Here is a 16,752-nt window from a genome sequence, read left to right on the forward strand (position 1 = left end):
GGGGCAGGGGAAAATCATGAACAATTCGTTACGGGCACCCTGGTTGCCGATTTGGGCTGGGCTATGTGCCAGCCTGGTCGGGATCGGCCTGGCACGGTTTGCCTATACACCGCTGATTCCGGCACTGATCGGTGCTCACTGGTTCGCCAGTTCAGCAGTGGTCTATCTGGGGGCGGCAAACCTGGCCGGCTACCTGATCGGCGCCCTGATTGGCAGGCCGCTGGCTGCCCGGTGGTCGAGCGCCATGGCGCTGCGCGGCATGATGGTGCTGGTGAGCCTGACATTCCTGGCGTGTGCCTGGCCGTTGTCGGTGAGCTGGTTCTTTGCCTGGCGCCTGCTGTCGGGCGTGGCAGGTGGTGTGATCATGGTGCTGGTGGCCAGCGCAATATTGCCCCATGTCACTGCCTCGCGACGCGGCCTGGCCAGCGGGGCCATCTTCCTGGGCCTGGGCCTGGGCGTCGCGGCTTCTGCGAGTCTGGTGCCATGGTTGCTGGATAAAGGCCTGCAGCAGACCTGGCTGGGGCTGGCCGCGTTGTCGCTGCTGCTGACCGTTACCAGCTGGGCTGGCTGGCCCGTTGAACTTGAACATTCGTCGGTGCCCCCCGCACGGCGGCAGGCGGCGGTTTCACCCGCAATTCTCGTGCTGTTTGGGCAATACGCGTTGATGGCCACGGCGCTGGTGGCACCCATGATGTTTCTGGTCGATTACATCAGCCGCGGCCTGGGCGCGGGCACCCACGCTGGCGCTGTAATTTGGGGGCTCTATGGCCTGGGCGCGATTGCCGGACCGGTACTGTATGGGTTGTTGGCCGATCACCTCGGTGCCCGTGCCGGCATTCGTCTGGTGCTGCTGGCACAACTGGGTGCGCTCGGGATCTTGCTGAGCAGTCACGACCTGCGCCTGCTGGGTGCCGCCGCGCTGCTGATCGGCTCCTTCCCCCCGGGCATCGTGCCACTGGCGCTTGCCAGAGTGCATCAGCTGGTGGACGGCCATGCCCGGCAGAATGCGACCTGGAGCCGTGCGACAGTTTCGTTCGCCAGTTTTCAGGCCATTGCCGGCTACGCATACTCGGCGTTGTTCGCCGCCACGGATGGCCACTACGGTGTGCTGTTCGCGGTGGCGGCCGGGGCGGTGTTGCTGGCGCTGCTGGTCGACCTGCTGCTCAAGGAGCGTCAGGCCATGTCGCTGATGGCGAACTCTTCGGCCAGGTGATCGATCAGCGCACGCACCGAAGGCAGCAACCCGCGCCGCGACGGGAAGATCGCATGCACGATGCCGCAACGCGGGTGCCAGTCGGGCAACAACTCCACCAGCCGCCCCGCTGCCAGGTCCTCACGCACCGCCACCCGCGGCAGGTGCGCAATACCCACCCCCGCCACCACGAAATGGCGCAGGGCAAACAGGTCGTCCGTCACCATACGCGGTGTGTGCGGGATGACGATGCTGCGGCTGCTGTCCTCGCCCTGGAACAGCTCCCACTGGTACTCACGCTGGGCGCTGCCCCAATGCACGCTGGGGAGCGTGCCGAGCAGCTGCGGGTCGAAGCCCTTGGGCAACTGCTCCAGGTACTGCGGCTGGCCGACCAGGCACTGGGTACTGTTGCTCAGCACCTTCATCACCATGTCGGTGTTCTCCAGCGGCGGAAAACGCACCCGCAGGGCGATGTCGAAACCCTCGTGCAGCAGGTCGACGCGGCGGTTGGTGCTCTCGATGAACAGCTCCACCTGCGGGTACTTGAGCATGTAGCGGGTCAGCATCGGCCCGACCCAGGAATTGAGCAGGGTGGTCGGGCAACTGATACGCACCAGGCCGCGTGGTTCGCTGCGGTTGCGCTCGATGATCTCTGCCGCGCCCTCGGCTTCCACGCGCATGGCCAGGCAACGGTTGTAGTAGGCCTGGCCAATCTCGGTCAGCGAGCAGTGGCGGCTGGTGCGGTGCAGCAGGCGCACGCCGAGGCGGTCCTCAAGGTCGGCGATGCGCCGGCTGAGCTTCGACTTGGGCATGTCCAGCGCCCGGCCGGCAGGTGCGAAGCCACCGTGTTCCACGACTTGGGTGAAGTAGTAGAGGGAGTTGAGGTCTTCCAATGATCGGTCTCCGGTTGTTGGCAGCCTGTGCTGGCCTCTTCGCGGGCACGCCCGCTCCCACAGGTACCGCACTGGCCTTGAAACTTGTGCGATCCCAGTGGGAGCGGGCGTGCCCGCGAAGAGGCCAGTAAATCCAGTGCAAATCTATCGTTCGTAAAACGGAACGCTAAAGCCAAATTCTGCTATCTACCGCCGTAAAGGTGATGATTTTAATCTGTCCCCATCAACACGAAACACCCCAGATTGCTGAAAAATTCATAACCCTTAGGAGCACAGACCATGAGCAAATTCACCTACAACCGCCTGAACAAAGACGACGCCGCTGTCCTGCTGGTCGACCACCAGGCTGGCCTGCTGTCCCTGGTCCGCGACATCGAGCCGGACAAGTTCAAGAACAACGTGCTGGCCCTGGCCGACCTGGCCAAGTTCTTCAACCTGCCGACTATCCTCACCACCAGCTTCGAACAAGGCCCCAACGGCCCGCTGGTACCAGAGCTGAAAGCCATGTTCCCGGACGCCCCGTACATCGCCCGCCCAGGCCAGATCAACGCCTGGGACAACGAAGACTTCGTCAAGGCGGTGAAGGCCACTGGCAAGAAACAGCTGATCATTGCTGGCGTGGTGACTGAGGTCTGTGTAGCGTTCCCGGCGCTGTCGGCCCTGGAAGAGGAGTTCGAAGTGTTCGTGGTGACCGATGCTTCCGGCACCTTCAACGAAATGACCCGCGATGCTGCCCATGACCGTATGAGCCGCGCCGGCGCGCAAATGATGACCTGGTTCGGCGTGGCCTGTGAGCTGCACCGCGACTGGCGCAACGACATCGAAGGGCTGGCGGCGCTGTGCTCCAACCACATTCCGGATTATCGCAACCTGATTACCAGCTACAACGCGCTGACTGCGGGTAAGTAACACCAAGTAATCTGATGGATGGCTTCCGCAAGGGGGCCATCGTTGACTTGGTCCAGAAGTGTTGTTAGCGTTTCACCTGAGCGCGAAACCAGCTGCCATTCAGCGGCAATAGCTGGTGTAGGAACCCCGTCGATGGCTGAATCATCAGCGTCGGGTGAGACCTCCACACCCCGGCTTGAGGGTGTGTATATGAGTATCAAGCACGAGCACAGGGCCACTGGTGACAGTGGCCCTTTTCTTTGCTCGGCATATAAGCGTACCGCTTGTAGAGCAGTTTTCCATGGCGATGCTTATTCAGTGCCTTTGCATCGCACTGCATGAAATTCCACAGCATTTTGTCGTTATCGAGTGTCACGACCACCAGCATCTGCCGCTTGGTCTCGTACACGCCAATGAACGCCAACCTGTAGGTGTCATTGGTGTAGGCGACCTGCCATACCTCAAATTCCTATATTGAGGCGGAGCAGGCCGGTTACCGCAGCCTGCTCTGTGCAAATGCAATGTACTTCAACTTACAGGCTGCGACTCAATCCCATCCAGCAATGCCTCAACCAATCCTTCTGCCATTTCGAGCGCATTCAGGTTGCTCCAGAACAGGCTCTTGCCGGTTTCATCCAGGTGTTCCAGGGCTTTGTAGCCACAGTCGTAGGCGCCGCGCAGGTACTGGGCGACATGCACCAGGGCGTCGTGGGCGGAGACGCCCGGGTTTACTGTGAACAAAGGTGGATGGCCGGCATCGCAGCGGCTGAAAGCGCGCTCTTTGGTGTCGGGAAGAGGTGGATTGGGGACAATTTTTTTCATTGCAGTGACCTCACAAGGTTGTCCTGCAACCATCCGTTTCCACACGAAGGGTGGCAGTTGTACGCGGGGTGGAAAACCGGTCGGAGGCAACCCGGTAGGCCATACGGCCTCCCGCGCACAGCTGCCATTGAAGACAGCACCTCAGACCAGACGGGTTTCCACACCCGATCGCTGAACCGACAGCGACCCGGCAAGCCTAGAGAGCAGGCTTTACCCGGACAATCAGACGGGCGTCGACACGGTGCGTAGGATAATTCGTCAGATGGGGTGGCTGAGTAGGAAATGGCTCGCAACGAAGTAGGATGCTGCTGATATTTTTGTGCACTGGGTCCGCTGCGCGGCCCTTCGCGGGCACGCCCGCTCCCACAGGAATAGCGCAAGCCTGGCAAGCGGTGCAGTACCTGTGGGAGCGGGCGTGCCCGCGAAGGGCCGCGCAGCGGACCCAGACAATCTCAAGCCAAAAATACAAAAGAGGGCCTGAGCCCTCTTCCTGAATCGATGCGCCAACCCTCAATCCGCATCCGAATCAAACAACCGCTCCAACTCCGCCCGGGCCTCCTTGGCCGTCTGCATCACCTTGGCCCGGTCATCACGCACCTGTCCCTGGGCCACCAGCACCTCTTCGTCATGCTGGGTAAACCGCGCAATCCGGTCCGCTGCCTGCGCCTCGCTCAACCCCAACCCCACCAATGCCCGGCGGGTCATCTCCAGGCTGGAGTAGAACGTCTCGCGAATCGGCTCGGCGCCGACATCCGCCAACTTGTGCACATGCTGGCGGTTACGCGCGCGGGCCAGCACTTTCAGGTGCGGGTACAGGCGTTTCACCCGTTCCGCCGTGTGAATGGCAGCTTCCGGGTCATCGATGGTGATGATGAAGTATTCCGCCTCGCCCACCTTGGCGGCATGCAGCACCTCGGGGCGCAGCGGGTCGCCGTAGAACACGGGTACCTGTTCGAACATACGGGTCATCTCGATGGTGTCCACCGAGGTTTCCAGGGCAATGAATGGAATCTTCTGTGCCCGCAGGATGCGCGCGACGATCTGGCCCATGCGGCCCATGCCGACGATCACTACCCGTGGCGTGTCAGCCTGGATCTGCTTGTAATGCTCCGGCACCTCACGCGCCGGTTGCGGGCGCTTGAGGGCGTGGGCGCAGCCAATCATCAGCAGCGGGGTAATGGCCATCGACAGGGTAATGGTCATCAGCAGCAGGTCGTAGGTCTGGGTGTCGAACAAGCCTTGGTCCTTGCCCAGCTTGAACACCACGAAGGCAAACTCGCCACCGGCAGCCAGCACCATGCCCAGGCGCAGGGCGCTGGCGCTGTTCAGGCCACCGGCCAGGCGCCCGACGCCGATCAGCAGTACCAGCTTCACGGCCACCAGCAGCAGGGTCAGGCCCAGCACCACCAAAGGCATTTCAAGCAGCAGGCGCAGGTTGGCGCCCATGCCGACGCTGATGAAGAACAGCCCCAGCAGCAGGCCCTTGAACGGTTCGATCTGCGATTCCAGCTCGTGGCGGTATTCCGAGTCGGCCAGCAGCAGGCCGGCGAGGAAGGCACCCAGGGCCATGGAAATGCCGGCTTCTTCCATCAGCCAGGCAGTGCCGATCACAACCAGCAGCGCGGTGGCGGTGGACACTTCCGGCAGGCCGGTGCGGGCCACGGTACGGAACACCGGGCGCAGCAGGTAACGGCCACCGACGATGACCACGGCGATGCTGGCGAACACCTTCAGGCCGTGCTCCAGGCTGTCGCCGTGGCTGGTATCCGGGCCACTGGCGGCCAGCAGCGGAACCAATGCGATCAGTGGGATGGCGGCGATGTCCTGGAACAGCAGGATGGCGAACGCGAGGCGGCCGTGCGGGGCGTTGAGCTGCTTGCTTTCGGCCAGGCTCTGCAGGCCAAGGGCGGTGGACGACAGCGCCAGGCCCAGACCGAGCACGATGGCCGCCGGTAGCGTCTGGCTGAAGCCGAACAGGGCGATGGCGCCGATCAGCGCACCGGTCAGCAGCACCTGGGCGGTACCGACGCCGAATACGGACTTGCGCATCAGCCACAGGCGCTTGGGCGACAGCTCCAGGCCGATGATGAACAGCAGCAGGACCACGCCCAGCTCGGAAATGTGCGCCACGCTTTCGGTGTCGCGGATCAGGCCCAGCGCTTGCGGGCCGATGATCACACCGGCGAGCAGGTAACCGAGCACGGCCCCCAGGTGCAGGCGCTTGGCCAGGGGGACGGCGAGGACAGCGGCGAGCAGGAAGATCACCGCGGTTTGCAGAAGGCTGCCTTCGTGTGGCATTGGCCCGTACTCCATGAGCTGCCGGGGCAGCGTTAGATCAGTTTGGCGGACAATTCTGGGGAATGTGCGGGTGCCAGACAATCTGCTGTGAGGAAGACATATTGTCCTGAATCAGGTGACAGTCGTGCTGGCCTCTTCGCGGGTGAACCCGCTCCCACAGGTGTTGCGCAGGCTTGAACACACCGCTGTACCTGTGGGAGCGGGTTCACCCGCGAAGAGGCCAGCACAGGAAATCTGCATACTCAACTGCCACCAAACTGCGCCCGATACTGCGCCGGCGTCATGCCAATCCGCTCGCAAAACACCTTGCGCAAATGCCGGTCACTGCCAAACCCGCACTGCGCCGCCACTACCTTCAACGGCAGGTCGGTGCCTTCCAGCAGCTTTCGCGCGCGGTCGATCCTTGCATTCTGCAGGTACTGCAGCGGTGTGATCCCCACCTCGCGCAGAAATGTCCGGGCGAAGTTGCGCCCGCTCATGGCCACCAGGTCGGCCATCTTCTGCACGGTGAAGGCTTGCTCGATATGGTCGACGATATAAGCCTGCACCCGGGCAATCGGCGAATCATCCCGCGGTACAGCCGCCAGCAGTGGCCCGTAGGGTGTCTGCCCGCCCTGGCGATGGCGGGCGACCAGCAGTACCTTGGCCACTTCCAGGGCCAGCGCCTTGCCGTGGTCTTCGGCCACCACCGCCAGTGCCAGGTCGATGCCAGCGGTGATGCCGCCCGAGGTAATCAGGCAGCGGTCGATCACGTAGATCTGTTCGGTCTCGACCTTGGCATTGGGGAACGCCTGTGCCAGGCGCTCCACGTAGTTCCAGTGGGTGGTGCAGCGATAGCCGTCCAGCAGCCCGGCCCGGCCCAGCAGGAATACCCCGGTGCAGATGGCACCAAAGCGTTTGGCCTGGCGCACGGCGCGTGGCAGCCAGCGCTCGATGCCTGGCAGGGCGATGTCATAGGCCCCCGGGCCGCCAGGCACCAGCAACAGATCGACGGCCTCCGGCAAGTCCTCCAGACGCAGGTCGGCCATTACTTTCAGCCCGCATGAGCCGCGCACTGCCGCTTGCCCCTCGGCCAGGGTCAACAACCGGTATTGCCGCTCTGCAGGCAAGAACCGGTTGGCGATGGCGAAGGCATCCATGGGGCCGGTGACATCCAGCAACAGCACGTCGTTGAACAGCACCATGGCCACGGTGCGGTGGGCGGGTTTTTCCTGCATGGCTCTTTGCCTTGGATACCGGCCGCCACTAGCGGCCTCAAGCTGAATACGAAACGCATCTTAAAGTATCGGCAAAACCGCCAGGGCCAGCAGCGCGCAATTAACAACAATTCAGGTTTGGCTAAGGACTTTGTCATGTGCCGAGGGCGAGACTTTCTGCATTGAACAGGAGAGTCGCCATGCACCCCGGGACGCCCCAAGCACCGCTGCAAACCCCCGGCGCACTTACGCCAGCGCGTTTGCGCCGGGCCAAGGAACTGATGCTGCACAGCCCGTTGTCGATCATCGAAATCGCCGGGGTATGCAACCTCACCCGCAGCCACTTCTCTCGCGCATTCAAGGTCAACACCGGCCTCTCGCCACAGGCCTGGCGCCTGCTGGCACGCATGGAAAAGGCCAAGCGCCTGCTCGCCACCGAGGCGCCGATCACCCACGTGAGCCTGGAATGCGGCTTCTGCGACCAGGCCCATTTCACCCGTGCCTTCAGCCGCCTGGTCGGTCAGCCGCCCAAGGCTTGGCGCCAGGCGCAGGCCCATCCTTAAGCCGAACCTATCCGCCGGTATAGCCCTTGCGGACAGTGCCGGCCCCTTTTCCCAACCCAAGGAGTCACCCCGATGAGCCAACCCGATTACAAGCGCCTGAACAAAGACGACGCCGTGGTGCTGCTGGTCGACCACCAGACCGGCCTGATCTCGCTGGTGCAGGACTTTTCGCCCAACGAGTTCAAGAACAACGTGCTGGCTCTGGGCGACCTGGCCAAGTTCTTCGGCCTGCCGACCATCCTCACCACCAGCTTCGAGCAGGGCCCGAACGGCCCGCTGGTGCCAGAACTGAAAAAGATGTTCCCGGATGCGCCGTACATTGCCCGCCCTGGCCAGATCAACGCATGGGACAACGAAGACTTCGTCAAGGCGATCAAGGCCACTGGCCGCAAGCAGCTGATCATCGCTGGTGTGGTGACCGATGTGTGCGTGGCGTTCCCGACCCTGTCGGCGCTGGCAGAAGGTTTTGAAGTGTTCGTGGTGACCGATGCATCGGGCACCTTCAACGAAACCGTGCAGCAGGCGGCCTGGGTGCGCATGACCCAGGCGGGTGCACAGATGATGAACTGGTTCTCGGTGGCCTGTGAGCTGCACCGCGACTGGCGCAATGACATCGAAGGGCTGGGTAACCTGCTGTCGCAGCGCATACCCAACTACCGCAACCTGATGAACAGCTATGCGGCCCTGAGCGCCCGTTGATGCAAACCTGTACCGGCCCCTTCGCGGGTGAACCCGCTTCCACAGGAACCGTGCAGTTCTCAGGCTGTGCACTATCCCTGTGGGAGCGTGTTCACACGCGAAAGCGCCGGTACAGGCTCAAGAAGGATTCACAGGCAGCGTAAAGCGAACCCGTCACCCCCCCAACTCTGACACCAGCGCCTGCAACTGCCCGCCATGGGCCTGCACCACCGAGTTGCAGATCGCCAGGCCCATCCCCATGCCGCCGATCTTGGTGGTATGAAACGCATCGAACACCCGTTCGCGCTCATCCGCTGCAATTCCCGGCCCGTTGTCGTCCACGCAGATCTCCACCTCATCCCCGGCCACCGCCGACGCAATCCGCAGTACCCCATCGCCGCGATACCCCGCCAGCGCCTCCAGGCCATTGGTAATCAGGTTGAACACCAACTGCTGCAACTGCACCGGATCGGCCATCACGTTCACCCCCGCCTGCAAGCGCATCTGCACGTCCACCGTGCCCTTGGCGGCATCGGCCGAGGTCAGGCGCACCACTTCGCGGATCAGGTCGTCCAGCTTCACCACCTTGAGTTGCATCGGCGACTGTTTGGCCAGCGAGCGCAGCGCACGCACGATGTTGGCGGCTCGTTCGCTGTCGTTGCGGATGTCTTCCAGGCCGGCAATCGCCTCTTCCAGGTCGGGCTTGGCTCGCTTCAGCCAGCGCAGGCTGGCAGCGGCGTTGGAAGCTATGCCCAGCAGCGGCTGGCTGATCTCATGGGCGATGGACGCGGACAGCTCGTTCATCACCTGCAGGTGCGCTGTGCGCGCCAACTCCGCGCGGGAGCGGCGCAACTCGGCTTCCATCTGGGCGCGAGTCTGGTTGTCTTCGGCCAGGCGTGTGTAGAACTTGGCGGTTTGCAGCGACACTGCCGCCTGCGAGGCGAGGATTTCCAGCATGGCCAGGCGCTGGCTGCTGAACAGGTTTGGTACCAGGCGGTTTTCCAGGTACACCAGGCCGATCAGCACGCCCTGGATCACCAGCGGCAGGCACAGCACCGAACGGGCTTTGCGCGCCAGCAACTGCTGGCGGAAGGCCTCGGGGCAATCGCTCTGGGCATCGTTGAGCACCAGGGGCTTCTTGGTGCGCATGGTGGCGTTGATGATCGACAGCGGTGCCTGGGTCATGAACTTCTGGCAGTCGTCCATGCTCACGTGCAGCCCGGCGTCGTCAATGTAGGCGAGGGCCGCCATCTGGAATTCGGCACCGCTGACGATCAGCAGCGCACCGTGATCGGCGCCGGAGTGCTGCGTCAGTTGGCCCATCAGGGTTTCGATCAGGCCTTCGAGCAGCACTTCCTCGGAGAGCGCCCGTGCTGCCTCGATGCCGGCTTCCAGGTCGAGCTTGGCCTGGTTGGTGGCGCGGTGGCTTTCCTGGATCGGCTGAGTGCGCAGGAATGGATGCAAAGCCTCCAGTTGGTGCACCTTGCCGGTCGCACCCCAGATATGGAAACAGTCGCGGGCGATGCGCAGGTGCAGGTTGGCGCCAGAGATCAGGCCGCTGGGGATACATACCTCGGCCAGCTGTTCGTGGGCCAGCGCCTGCTCGTGGATGAAACCGGCGGCGGTGGCGGCGATCTGTGCCTGGTCGAAGCAGCGGATGGCGGCCAGGCCGTCGCCTTCGAGCTTGGCGATCACGCCTTCGATCAGCAACAGCTTGTTGCGGAAGGTGGCCGGGTTGAAGCCGGCCCAGCGGCCGAAGCGCTCGCGCAGGGCCCGTAGCTCGCGCAGTTTGTCGGCAGGGCTGCCAATGGCCTCGGGGCTGCCCAGGGCCAGGCCGCGAAACAGGTGATAATCAGCCAGGTTGATGTGCGCTGGTACCGCCCAGGTGTTGTCGCCGGCCAGTGCAAGGTTGCGCATGGCCTGCGGGATATCGCCCAGGTAGAAGTCGCCCATGCCGGCCATCAGGTACTGGAAGAATCGCGTGGTAGGCGATTTCGAGGCTGTGGCCGAGGCCGGGGAGGGCGTGCCGCTCAATTTGGCGATGAACGCTTGCTGGGCCTGCAGGATCTGCTCGATGTCGCGGTAACCGTGGCGACGCACGGCGGCCAGGCCTTGCGCCAGTTCCTCCACCACGTCCGGCAGGTAGCGGCCCATGAACAGCGAATCGGAAACCAGGTGGTTGCAGGCATAGCAGCTCATCGCCAAGTCACCGCTCACGCGCCCTGAGTCAACTGCATCCAGCGCGGTGCGGCGGGCGAACTCCATGGGCGAGGTCCAGGCGCTGACCTGGTCCAGGGCCAGCAGCGCGCTGGTCAAGTCAGCGTCGAAACCGTGCCGCTCTATCAGTTTGAGCGCAGCCAGGCAGCAAGCATGGCCATCATGGTAGGCGCCGAAGCGCTCGGCAATCATCACCCCGTACCAGGCCATGCCATAGGTGCTGCCCGGCGCGATGCCGTGCAGCAGTGACAGCTCCATGAGCTTGGCCAGGTGCAGGAAGCAGATGTCGTCCTTCACGAAAAACGATGACGACAGGGTGGCCAGCAGGCTGATGGCAACTGTCACTTCCTCCGAATCGGTGCGCTGCAGCGACTCCAGGCAGTGCCGGCCTTTCTGTTCGACCAAGGCCTGTACATGGGCATGACTGGCCTCGACCTGTTGCCAGTCGACACCTCGCACCGTGCTCATACCCAGCAAGTCCAGGCCGGATATGGCGCTGTCGATGGCCGCCTGATAGTCGCCGCGCAAGGTGCACAGCAGCGCCTGCAGGCGGCATACCCGCGCCTGGTCCAACGCCGAGCGAGCGCGCTGGCGGCATTCAGTGATGCGGGCCTCGGCCGCGATCATTCGCGACAGTTGCATGTCGCATTCGGTGGCCATGCAGGCGATGGCAAAGCCATGCGTGGCGCGGCTTTCCAGCGTTGCGCAGTGGTGCAGCAACTGCTCGGCCGTGTGCAGGTAGCCAGCTGTCTGTTCGAAAGCGCCGTTGTCGCGTGCGCGTGCTGCGGCTTCGCGTAAAAGCTGCAGGAACGCTTCGCAGTCATCCGCTGCAAACCCGCATGGGCTGGCGCGTTGAAGCTGGTTGGCAAGCTCGAACAGTGCCTCGTGCAGGCGCCCCGGCCAGGCCTTGCGCATGGCCAGGGCGATATGTGCATGCAACTGGGCACGCTCGCGCGCGGGCGTGAGAGCGTACGCGGCTTCCATCACCCGCTCGTGGGCGAAGCCCAGGCCGTTCTGGCCCGATTGCAGGAAACCCGCGCCAATCAAGGCTTTCAACGGTTCGCCGGGCACTTGAGAGAGCACCTGCTGAAGCAGGCGTTCATCGCAGCGGCTGCCCGCCGCGCTGGCCACCCGCAGCAGGTTGCGCTGCGGCTCTGGCAGGCGCGCCAGGCGGTGGATCATCAGGTCGGCGACATTGTCGGAATAGCGGTGGCGGGCCACGGCCTTCAGGCACCATGACCAGCGCATGGCCTGGGTATCGAAGGTGAACAGCTGGTCCTCGACCAGGGCCCGGAGAATCTGATTGATGAAGAACGGGTTGCCCGCCGTCTTTTCGTGCACCAGTTCGGCTACCTGCAATGCGTCCTCGGCGCCGACGTGGTAGCGCTCGCCGATCAGCTCGGCCACCGCGCCCACCGGCAGGGGCCGCAGGTTCAGTGTGGTGCTGCGCACCGCTGCGGGCAGGGCAATGGGGGGACTGCTGGCTGGGGCATCATTGCGCCGGGCAAAGATCAGCAACAGATTGCCGGGCGCGTGAGCCAGCAGTTGCGCCAGCAGTTGCTGGCTGGCGTCGTCGACCCACTGCAGGTCATCGAAGAACAGCACCAGCGGCTGGCCGGGGCGGCTGAACACCTGCAGGAACTCGACGATCGCCCGCAGCTCCTTCTGCAGCGCCAGGCGCGTGGGCTTGGCCGGCAACTCGGGCAGGGGGCCGAGGACCAGCTGCAAGTCTGGCGCCAGTTTGCCCAGCAGCCGGCCGTGGCCTTTGATGCGGCGCAGCATCTCGCGGCGCAGGGTGTCGAGGTCCTGGCTGTTCTTGGCCAGCAACTGGGTGGTCAGCGCGCCGAGAATCTCGACCCAGGGCGCGTAGGGCACGGCCTGGGCAACGCCATTGCATTTGCCGGTGGCCCAGTAACCCTGGGCGTTGGCCTTGAGTGCTGCCTCGACCAGGCTCGACTTGCCCATGCCGGTAGCCCCATTGATGAACAGGGCTTGTGGCTTGCTGTCTCGGCGCAGGGCCTTGAGCAGCAGGGCGATGGCCTTCTGCTCGGCGCAGCGGCCATACAGGCGTGCGCGGTCGGGCGTGACCGGGTCGGCACAGCCTGGCTCGAAGGCCTCCATGGATTTGCTGGCGGCCCATTGCCGTTGGCAATGGGCCAGGTCAACCGCCAGGGCGCGGGCACTCTGGTAGCGGGCATCCGGCTCTTTGGCCAAGGCCTTGGCCAGGATCCGGCTGAGAGGTTGCGGCACATTGCTGTCCACTTCGCAGGCCGCTCGTGGCTGCACGCCCGCATGCAGCTGGCGCCAGTGCTGGGTGTCGCGTCCGGCGAGCGGCAGTTCGCCCAGCAGTAGCTGGTAGAGGATCGCACCCAGCGCATAGATGTCGGTGCGTCGGTCGCTGCTGCTGCCGTGCGGGCAGACCTGTTCTGGCGCCAGGTACGCCCAGTTGCCGAGCGCGGTGCCCTGTTCGCTGATCAGCTGCGCCGGGTCGGCGTGAAAGCAGCCCAGCCGCACTCGTTGGTTGGTGTGCAGGCACACATGTTCTGGCTGCAGCGCGCCGTGTAGCACATTGCGTTCGTGGGCCTGGGCCAAGGCAGTGGCCGCGTTTACCGCAATCTCGAGAAACGGCGTCAGGGCTGCTGGGCCTTCTGCGATAAGGTCGGCGATGGAGCGGCCGGCCGGGTACACCAGTAGCGGGCCTTCGGCCGAACGCACGAACGCCGAGGGGATCACCGCCCACTCCGGGTCGAGTTGCAGGCGGTAGTCACGTTCCAGGCGCTGGCAGGCGGCGGGGGCCTCGCGCGGGGCGCGTACGGCGATCCAGGCCTGGCGGGTGGCAGGGTCGCGCAGGCGGAAGTAGCTGAGCTCACCTTCCTGGCCCAGCGCGCTGATGTCGCACCGGTTCAGCCAGCCCTCGTCGATGGACTGGTCGTAATCGATGGGCCTGTTGGCAAGGCGTTCATCGAGCATAAGGCACCCCTGCTAGCAACATCCTGACGCGCGAGTATACGCAGCGGGCCCAGCACGGATGCGGCCTGCAGCCTGCTTGGCAGGAACGGGCACGCTGTTGTCCGTTATCGTCCCCTGGGGGCTGGCGGGCTTTTGTATAGTCCTCAGGCCAACCTATCCCTCGGGATAATTGTCTGAAGGCGTACGCTGGCCTAGGCTGCCCGGGGCTGGGAGACGCCCATGCCCGCGCGAGGAAGCCATGATCCGAATAGGTAATGCCCAGGTGTCGCTGGAGCGGCGCGAAGCCTTTGTTGATGGCAAGCCGATCCTGTTGGGCGGGCGTGCCTTCGAGGTGCTGGCGACGCTGATCAAGGCCAAGGGCCGGGTGGTCGGCAAGGACGAGCTGTTCAGTCAGGTGTGGGCCGGCACGGTGGTCGAGGACAACAACCTGCAGGTGCAGGTGTCCTTGCTGCGCAAGGCCTTCGGCGACCGTGGCCTGATCCAGACCGTGCCGCGCCGGGGCTATCGCCTGGCTGCCGAGATCAGCCTCGAGGTGCCTGGCGAGGCGTTGGGCAAATCACCGTTGTGCGCCGTGGCCGACACTGTCGAGTTGTTCGATGAGCACTTGAACGTGCCGGTGCTGGTGGTGGATGACGACCCGTCGGTGCGCACGGCCTTGGGCCGTCTGCTGCGCTCGCAGGACATTCCGCATCATTTGTTCGCCAGTGCCGAGGCGTTGTTCGAGGCTCGCCTGGAAACCCCCTGTGCCTGCCTGTTGCTGGATATGCATCTGCCCGATACCAGTGGCCTGGAGGTACAAGACGCGCTGCGCCGGCTGGCGCTGCCCTGGCCGATCGTGTTCATGACCGGCTTCGGCACCATCCCGATGACCGTCCAGGCCATGCGTGCCGGGGCCGTGGAGTTCCTGACCAAACCGTTCGACGAAGACCAGTTGCTGACACTGCTGCAGGCGGTGCGCACGCGTGCCGTGGCGGAAGGGCGCAGATGGCACCATGCGCGGCAGGTCGAGGAAAAGTACCAGCGCCTGACCCAACGCGAACGGCAGGTGTTCTCGCTGGTGGTTGGCGGCCTGTCGCACAAGCAGATCGCCAAGCAGATCGGCACCAGCGAAGTGACGACCAAGGTGCACAAGAAGAACATCATGAACAAGATGCAGTCCCGCTCGCTGCTGGAGCTGGTGGCCATGCACAACGTCATCGGGGCGCGGCCTGAGGGCCTGGGCGGCGCATGAGCAGAGCGGTGTGCATCGTCGACGACGATGCGTCGGTGCGCAAAAGCCTGGCCAACCTACTGCGTTCGGCAGGCTTCGAGACCTTGTCGTTTGCTGCAGGGGACCTGTTCCTGGCCTCGGCACTGGCGCGGCAGGCGGGGTGCGTGCTGCTCGATCTGAGGATGCCCGGGATGAGCGGGCTGGCGGTGCAGCGCGAATTGGCCCGGCTGGGTTGGCGTTTGCCGGTGATTTGCATGTCGGCGCATTTGGATGAAGGAACGGTGCGGGCGGCGATGGCGCTTGGGGCGCTGGTCTGCCTGGGCAAGCCATTTTCCGAAGAGGTGCTGCTGAAGGTGGTTGAGGATGCTTTGGTGGGCAGCCAGTGAGGTATTCCTGTCGGCCCCTTCGCGGGCTTGCCCGCTCCTACAGGGACTGCACAGGCTTTGGGCCGATGTATTCGGTGTGGGAGAAACTGTCTTGTACTGCCTGTACTGGCCTCACCGCTGGCAAGCCAGGCTCCTACAAGGACTGCGCATGGTTTGAGGCCGATGCGGCCGGTGTGGGAGCAACTGTCTTGCTCAATTTCTAAAAGCTGGCGTGATCCCTGTGGGAGCGGGCTTGCCCGCGAACACGGGCGAAGCCCGTGCCATCCATCGCGGTGTCTTCTTCGCGGGTAACCCGCTCCCACAGGGATCACGCTGTGATCTGCGCCATGTTTTCAGGCTGCGGTAAGTCATCCAGCCACGGCGTGCCCGTTCTGAGCATTGCGTTGAGGCGCACGATGAAGGTTCTCATGCAGGCTACAAGCGCAACCTTGGCAAGTTTCCCTCGCCCACGCAGCACCTCATATCGGGCTTTGAGCGTTGGATTATGTTTCACCGCTACCAGGCACGCCATGTACAGCGCACGCCTTACCTCAAATCGGCCTCCTGAGATAAAGCGCTTGCCCACGGACTTTCCGCTGTCGTGATTGAAGGGGGCCACACCGACCAAAGAGGCTATTTCCCGGGACTCCACGTGCCCCAGTTCCGGCAAGAGCGCTACCAGCTTGGTCGCGGTTACCATCCCGATGCCTTTGACTTCGTTCAGTTTGGCTATCCGTTCATCGTTGAGCACTGTGGCCTGCCGCTTGATCGCCTGCTCCACCAACTTTATCTGCGATGCAAAGTGCTGAAGATTGGTTTTCAGGAAATTGGCGACCATCGCTGACTGGGCCTGCTTCAGGCGCCGTCGATCGTCATCTCGCTGTTGGACTAGGCGATCACGCTGCTGAAGGAGTTCCCGTAACAGGGCCCTTTCAGGGCTTGTTTTCAGGGTTGGCTGGTCTGGAATGACCTCAGCGAAATGGGCCAGCACTGCGGCGTCGATGGCATCGGTCTTGGCCTTGATACCCAAGGAATCCGCGAACGATCTGGCTCGCTTGGGGTTCACGCGTATGACCTTGTAGCTGGCGTTCTGGAGAAAGCGCATGACATCAAGCTCGTAGCCGCCTGTAGCTTCCAGCAGGATACGCTTGATGCTGAGCCCTCGAAGGCTCTTCACCAGTTCCTCAAAGCCCGCTGGATCGTTGCGCACACTGATCCTGATGTCCTGGGGCCGCACCAGTGCATCAAGGGAAAGACTGGAAACATCGATACCCAAGAAGGAAGCCATCGCCAAAACCTCCTAGACTCACAGTGTGAGAGAGCTTTGGCGTGGCCCACGCTTGTGGTTCGAGATTAGGTCCTCATCCAACTGTTCGGGCTCTCGCCAAAGTGGAACGGTGAATGGCAGCTTGTGCTCCCACACGTGCTCAAGGCACCTCTGGCATTCAGCTTGCCATTCA

The 16,752-nt window shown here is 63.5% G+C and carries 12 protein-coding genes and 1 pseudogene; 6 read left to right on the forward strand and 7 right to left on the reverse strand.

Annotation, left to right across the window (positions count from 1 at the left end):
• Nucleotides 1–16 precede the first annotated feature (16 nt).
• Entirely contained in the window at nucleotides 17–1,213 is a 1,197-nt protein-coding gene (locus tag CAF92_RS13765) for a YbfB/YjiJ family MFS transporter (protein WP_085601139.1), read from the forward strand.
• Here CAF92_RS13765 and CAF92_RS13770 read toward each other — a convergent pair.
• Entirely contained in the window at nucleotides 1,174–2,085 is a 912-nt protein-coding gene (locus tag CAF92_RS13770) for a LysR substrate-binding domain-containing protein (RefSeq protein ID WP_046613664.1), read from the reverse strand. The two genes, CAF92_RS13765 and CAF92_RS13770, sit on opposite strands and share 40 nt — an antisense overlap.
• Nucleotides 2,086–2,364: 279 nt before the next feature.
• On the opposite strand from CAF92_RS13770, the gene ycaC (CAF92_RS13775) reads away from it, so the two are divergent.
• On the forward strand, nucleotides 2,365–2,994 hold the full coding sequence (gene ycaC / locus CAF92_RS13775) for an isochorismate family cysteine hydrolase YcaC (protein WP_085601140.1): 630 nt from the start codon (nucleotides 2,365–2,367) through the stop codon (nucleotides 2,992–2,994).
• Nucleotides 2,995–3,190: 196 nt separating this feature from the next.
• Here ycaC (CAF92_RS13775) and CAF92_RS27870 read toward each other — a convergent pair.
• The 4 genes and pseudogenes from CAF92_RS27870 to CAF92_RS13795 all read right to left on the reverse strand — a co-directional run.
• A pseudogene (locus CAF92_RS27870) lies at nucleotides 3,191–3,424 on the reverse strand (hypothetical protein); the annotation flags it as partial.
• 77 nt (nucleotides 3,425–3,501) lie between these two features.
• On the reverse strand, nucleotides 3,502–3,795 hold the full coding sequence (locus CAF92_RS13785) for a hypothetical protein (RefSeq protein WP_085601142.1): 294 nt from the start codon (nucleotides 3,793–3,795) through the stop codon (nucleotides 3,502–3,504).
• 510 nt (nucleotides 3,796–4,305) lie between these two features.
• Entirely contained in the window at nucleotides 4,306–6,093 is a 1,788-nt protein-coding gene (locus tag CAF92_RS13790) for a monovalent cation:proton antiporter-2 (CPA2) family protein (protein ID WP_025341083.1), read from the reverse strand.
• A 242-nt stretch (nucleotides 6,094–6,335) separates the two neighbouring features.
• Entirely contained in the window at nucleotides 6,336–7,310 is a 975-nt protein-coding gene (locus tag CAF92_RS13795) for a GlxA family transcriptional regulator (protein WP_085601143.1), read from the reverse strand.
• Between the two features lie 179 nt (nucleotides 7,311–7,489).
• On the opposite strand from CAF92_RS13795, the gene CAF92_RS13800 reads away from it, so the two are divergent.
• Both CAF92_RS13800 and ycaC (CAF92_RS13805) read left to right on the forward strand, forming a co-directional pair.
• Nucleotides 7,490–7,852: a helix-turn-helix domain-containing protein gene (locus CAF92_RS13800; RefSeq protein WP_046613660.1), complete on the forward strand. Its 363-nt coding sequence runs from the start codon at nucleotides 7,490–7,492 to the stop codon at nucleotides 7,850–7,852.
• Nucleotides 7,853–7,924: 72 nt separating this feature from the next.
• Entirely contained in the window at nucleotides 7,925–8,551 is a 627-nt protein-coding gene (gene ycaC, locus CAF92_RS13805) for an isochorismate family cysteine hydrolase YcaC (RefSeq protein ID WP_085601144.1), read from the forward strand.
• 153 nt (nucleotides 8,552–8,704) lie between these two features.
• Here ycaC (CAF92_RS13805) and CAF92_RS13810 read toward each other — a convergent pair whose 3' ends face one another.
• A complete protein-coding gene (locus tag CAF92_RS13810) occupies nucleotides 8,705–13,717 on the reverse strand; it encodes an ATP-binding sensor histidine kinase (protein WP_085601145.1) in 5,013 nt (1,670 codons plus the stop codon).
• 238 nt (nucleotides 13,718–13,955) lie between these two features.
• Between CAF92_RS13810 and CAF92_RS13815 the strand changes: the two genes are divergently transcribed.
• Both CAF92_RS13815 and CAF92_RS13820 read left to right on the forward strand, forming a co-directional pair.
• Complete coding sequence (locus tag CAF92_RS13815) at nucleotides 13,956–14,948, forward strand: response regulator (protein WP_085601146.1); 993 nt, start codon at nucleotides 13,956–13,958, stop codon at nucleotides 14,946–14,948.
• Nucleotides 14,945–15,313 (forward strand): response regulator transcription factor, encoded by a 369-nt coding sequence (locus tag CAF92_RS13820; RefSeq protein ID WP_153670629.1) that lies wholly within the window; start codon nucleotides 14,945–14,947, stop codon nucleotides 15,311–15,313. The genes CAF92_RS13815 and CAF92_RS13820 overlap by 4 nt, the downstream gene beginning before the upstream one ends.
• Nucleotides 15,314–15,620: 307 nt before the next feature.
• Here the strand turns inward: CAF92_RS13820 and CAF92_RS13825 are convergent, their stop codons facing one another.
• Nucleotides 15,621–16,580, reverse strand: coding sequence for an IS110 family transposase (locus tag CAF92_RS13825; RefSeq protein ID WP_085601147.1), 960 nt, complete (start codon nucleotides 16,578–16,580; stop codon nucleotides 15,621–15,623).
• Between the last annotated feature and the right edge of the window lie 172 nt (nucleotides 16,581–16,752).

The organism is Pseudomonas sp. B10(2017) (genome assembly GCF_002113295.1).
Lineage (GTDB): Bacteria > Pseudomonadota > Gammaproteobacteria > Pseudomonadales > Pseudomonadaceae > Aquipseudomonas > Aquipseudomonas pudica.

Coding starts and splice junctions, on each gene's coding strand:
- CAF92_RS13765 (WP_085601139.1), top strand. CDS start 17: ATGAACAATTCGTTACGGGCACCCTGGTTGCCGATTTGGGCTGGGCTA.
- ycaC (WP_085601140.1), top strand. CDS start 2,365: ATGAGCAAATTCACCTACAACCGCCTGAACAAAGACGACGCCGCTGTC.
- CAF92_RS13785 (WP_085601142.1), bottom strand. CDS start 3,795: ATGAAAAAAATTGTCCCCAATCCACCTCTTCCCGACACCAAAGAGCGC.
- CAF92_RS13790 (WP_025341083.1), bottom strand. CDS start 6,093: ATGCCACACGAAGGCAGCCTTCTGCAAACCGCGGTGATCTTCCTGCTC.
- CAF92_RS13795 (WP_085601143.1), bottom strand. CDS start 7,310: ATGCAGGAAAAACCCGCCCACCGCACCGTGGCCATGGTGCTGTTCAAC.
- CAF92_RS13800 (WP_046613660.1), top strand. CDS start 7,490: ATGCACCCCGGGACGCCCCAAGCACCGCTGCAAACCCCCGGCGCACTT.
- ycaC (WP_085601144.1), top strand. CDS start 7,925: ATGAGCCAACCCGATTACAAGCGCCTGAACAAAGACGACGCCGTGGTG.
- CAF92_RS13810 (WP_085601145.1), bottom strand. CDS start 13,717: ATGCTCGATGAACGCCTTGCCAACAGGCCCATCGATTACGACCAGTCC.
- CAF92_RS13815 (WP_085601146.1), top strand. CDS start 13,956: ATGATCCGAATAGGTAATGCCCAGGTGTCGCTGGAGCGGCGCGAAGCC.
- CAF92_RS13820 (WP_153670629.1), top strand. CDS start 14,945: ATGAGCAGAGCGGTGTGCATCGTCGACGACGATGCGTCGGTGCGCAAA.
- CAF92_RS13825 (WP_085601147.1), bottom strand. CDS start 16,580: ATGGCTTCCTTCTTGGGTATCGATGTTTCCAGTCTTTCCCTTGATGCA.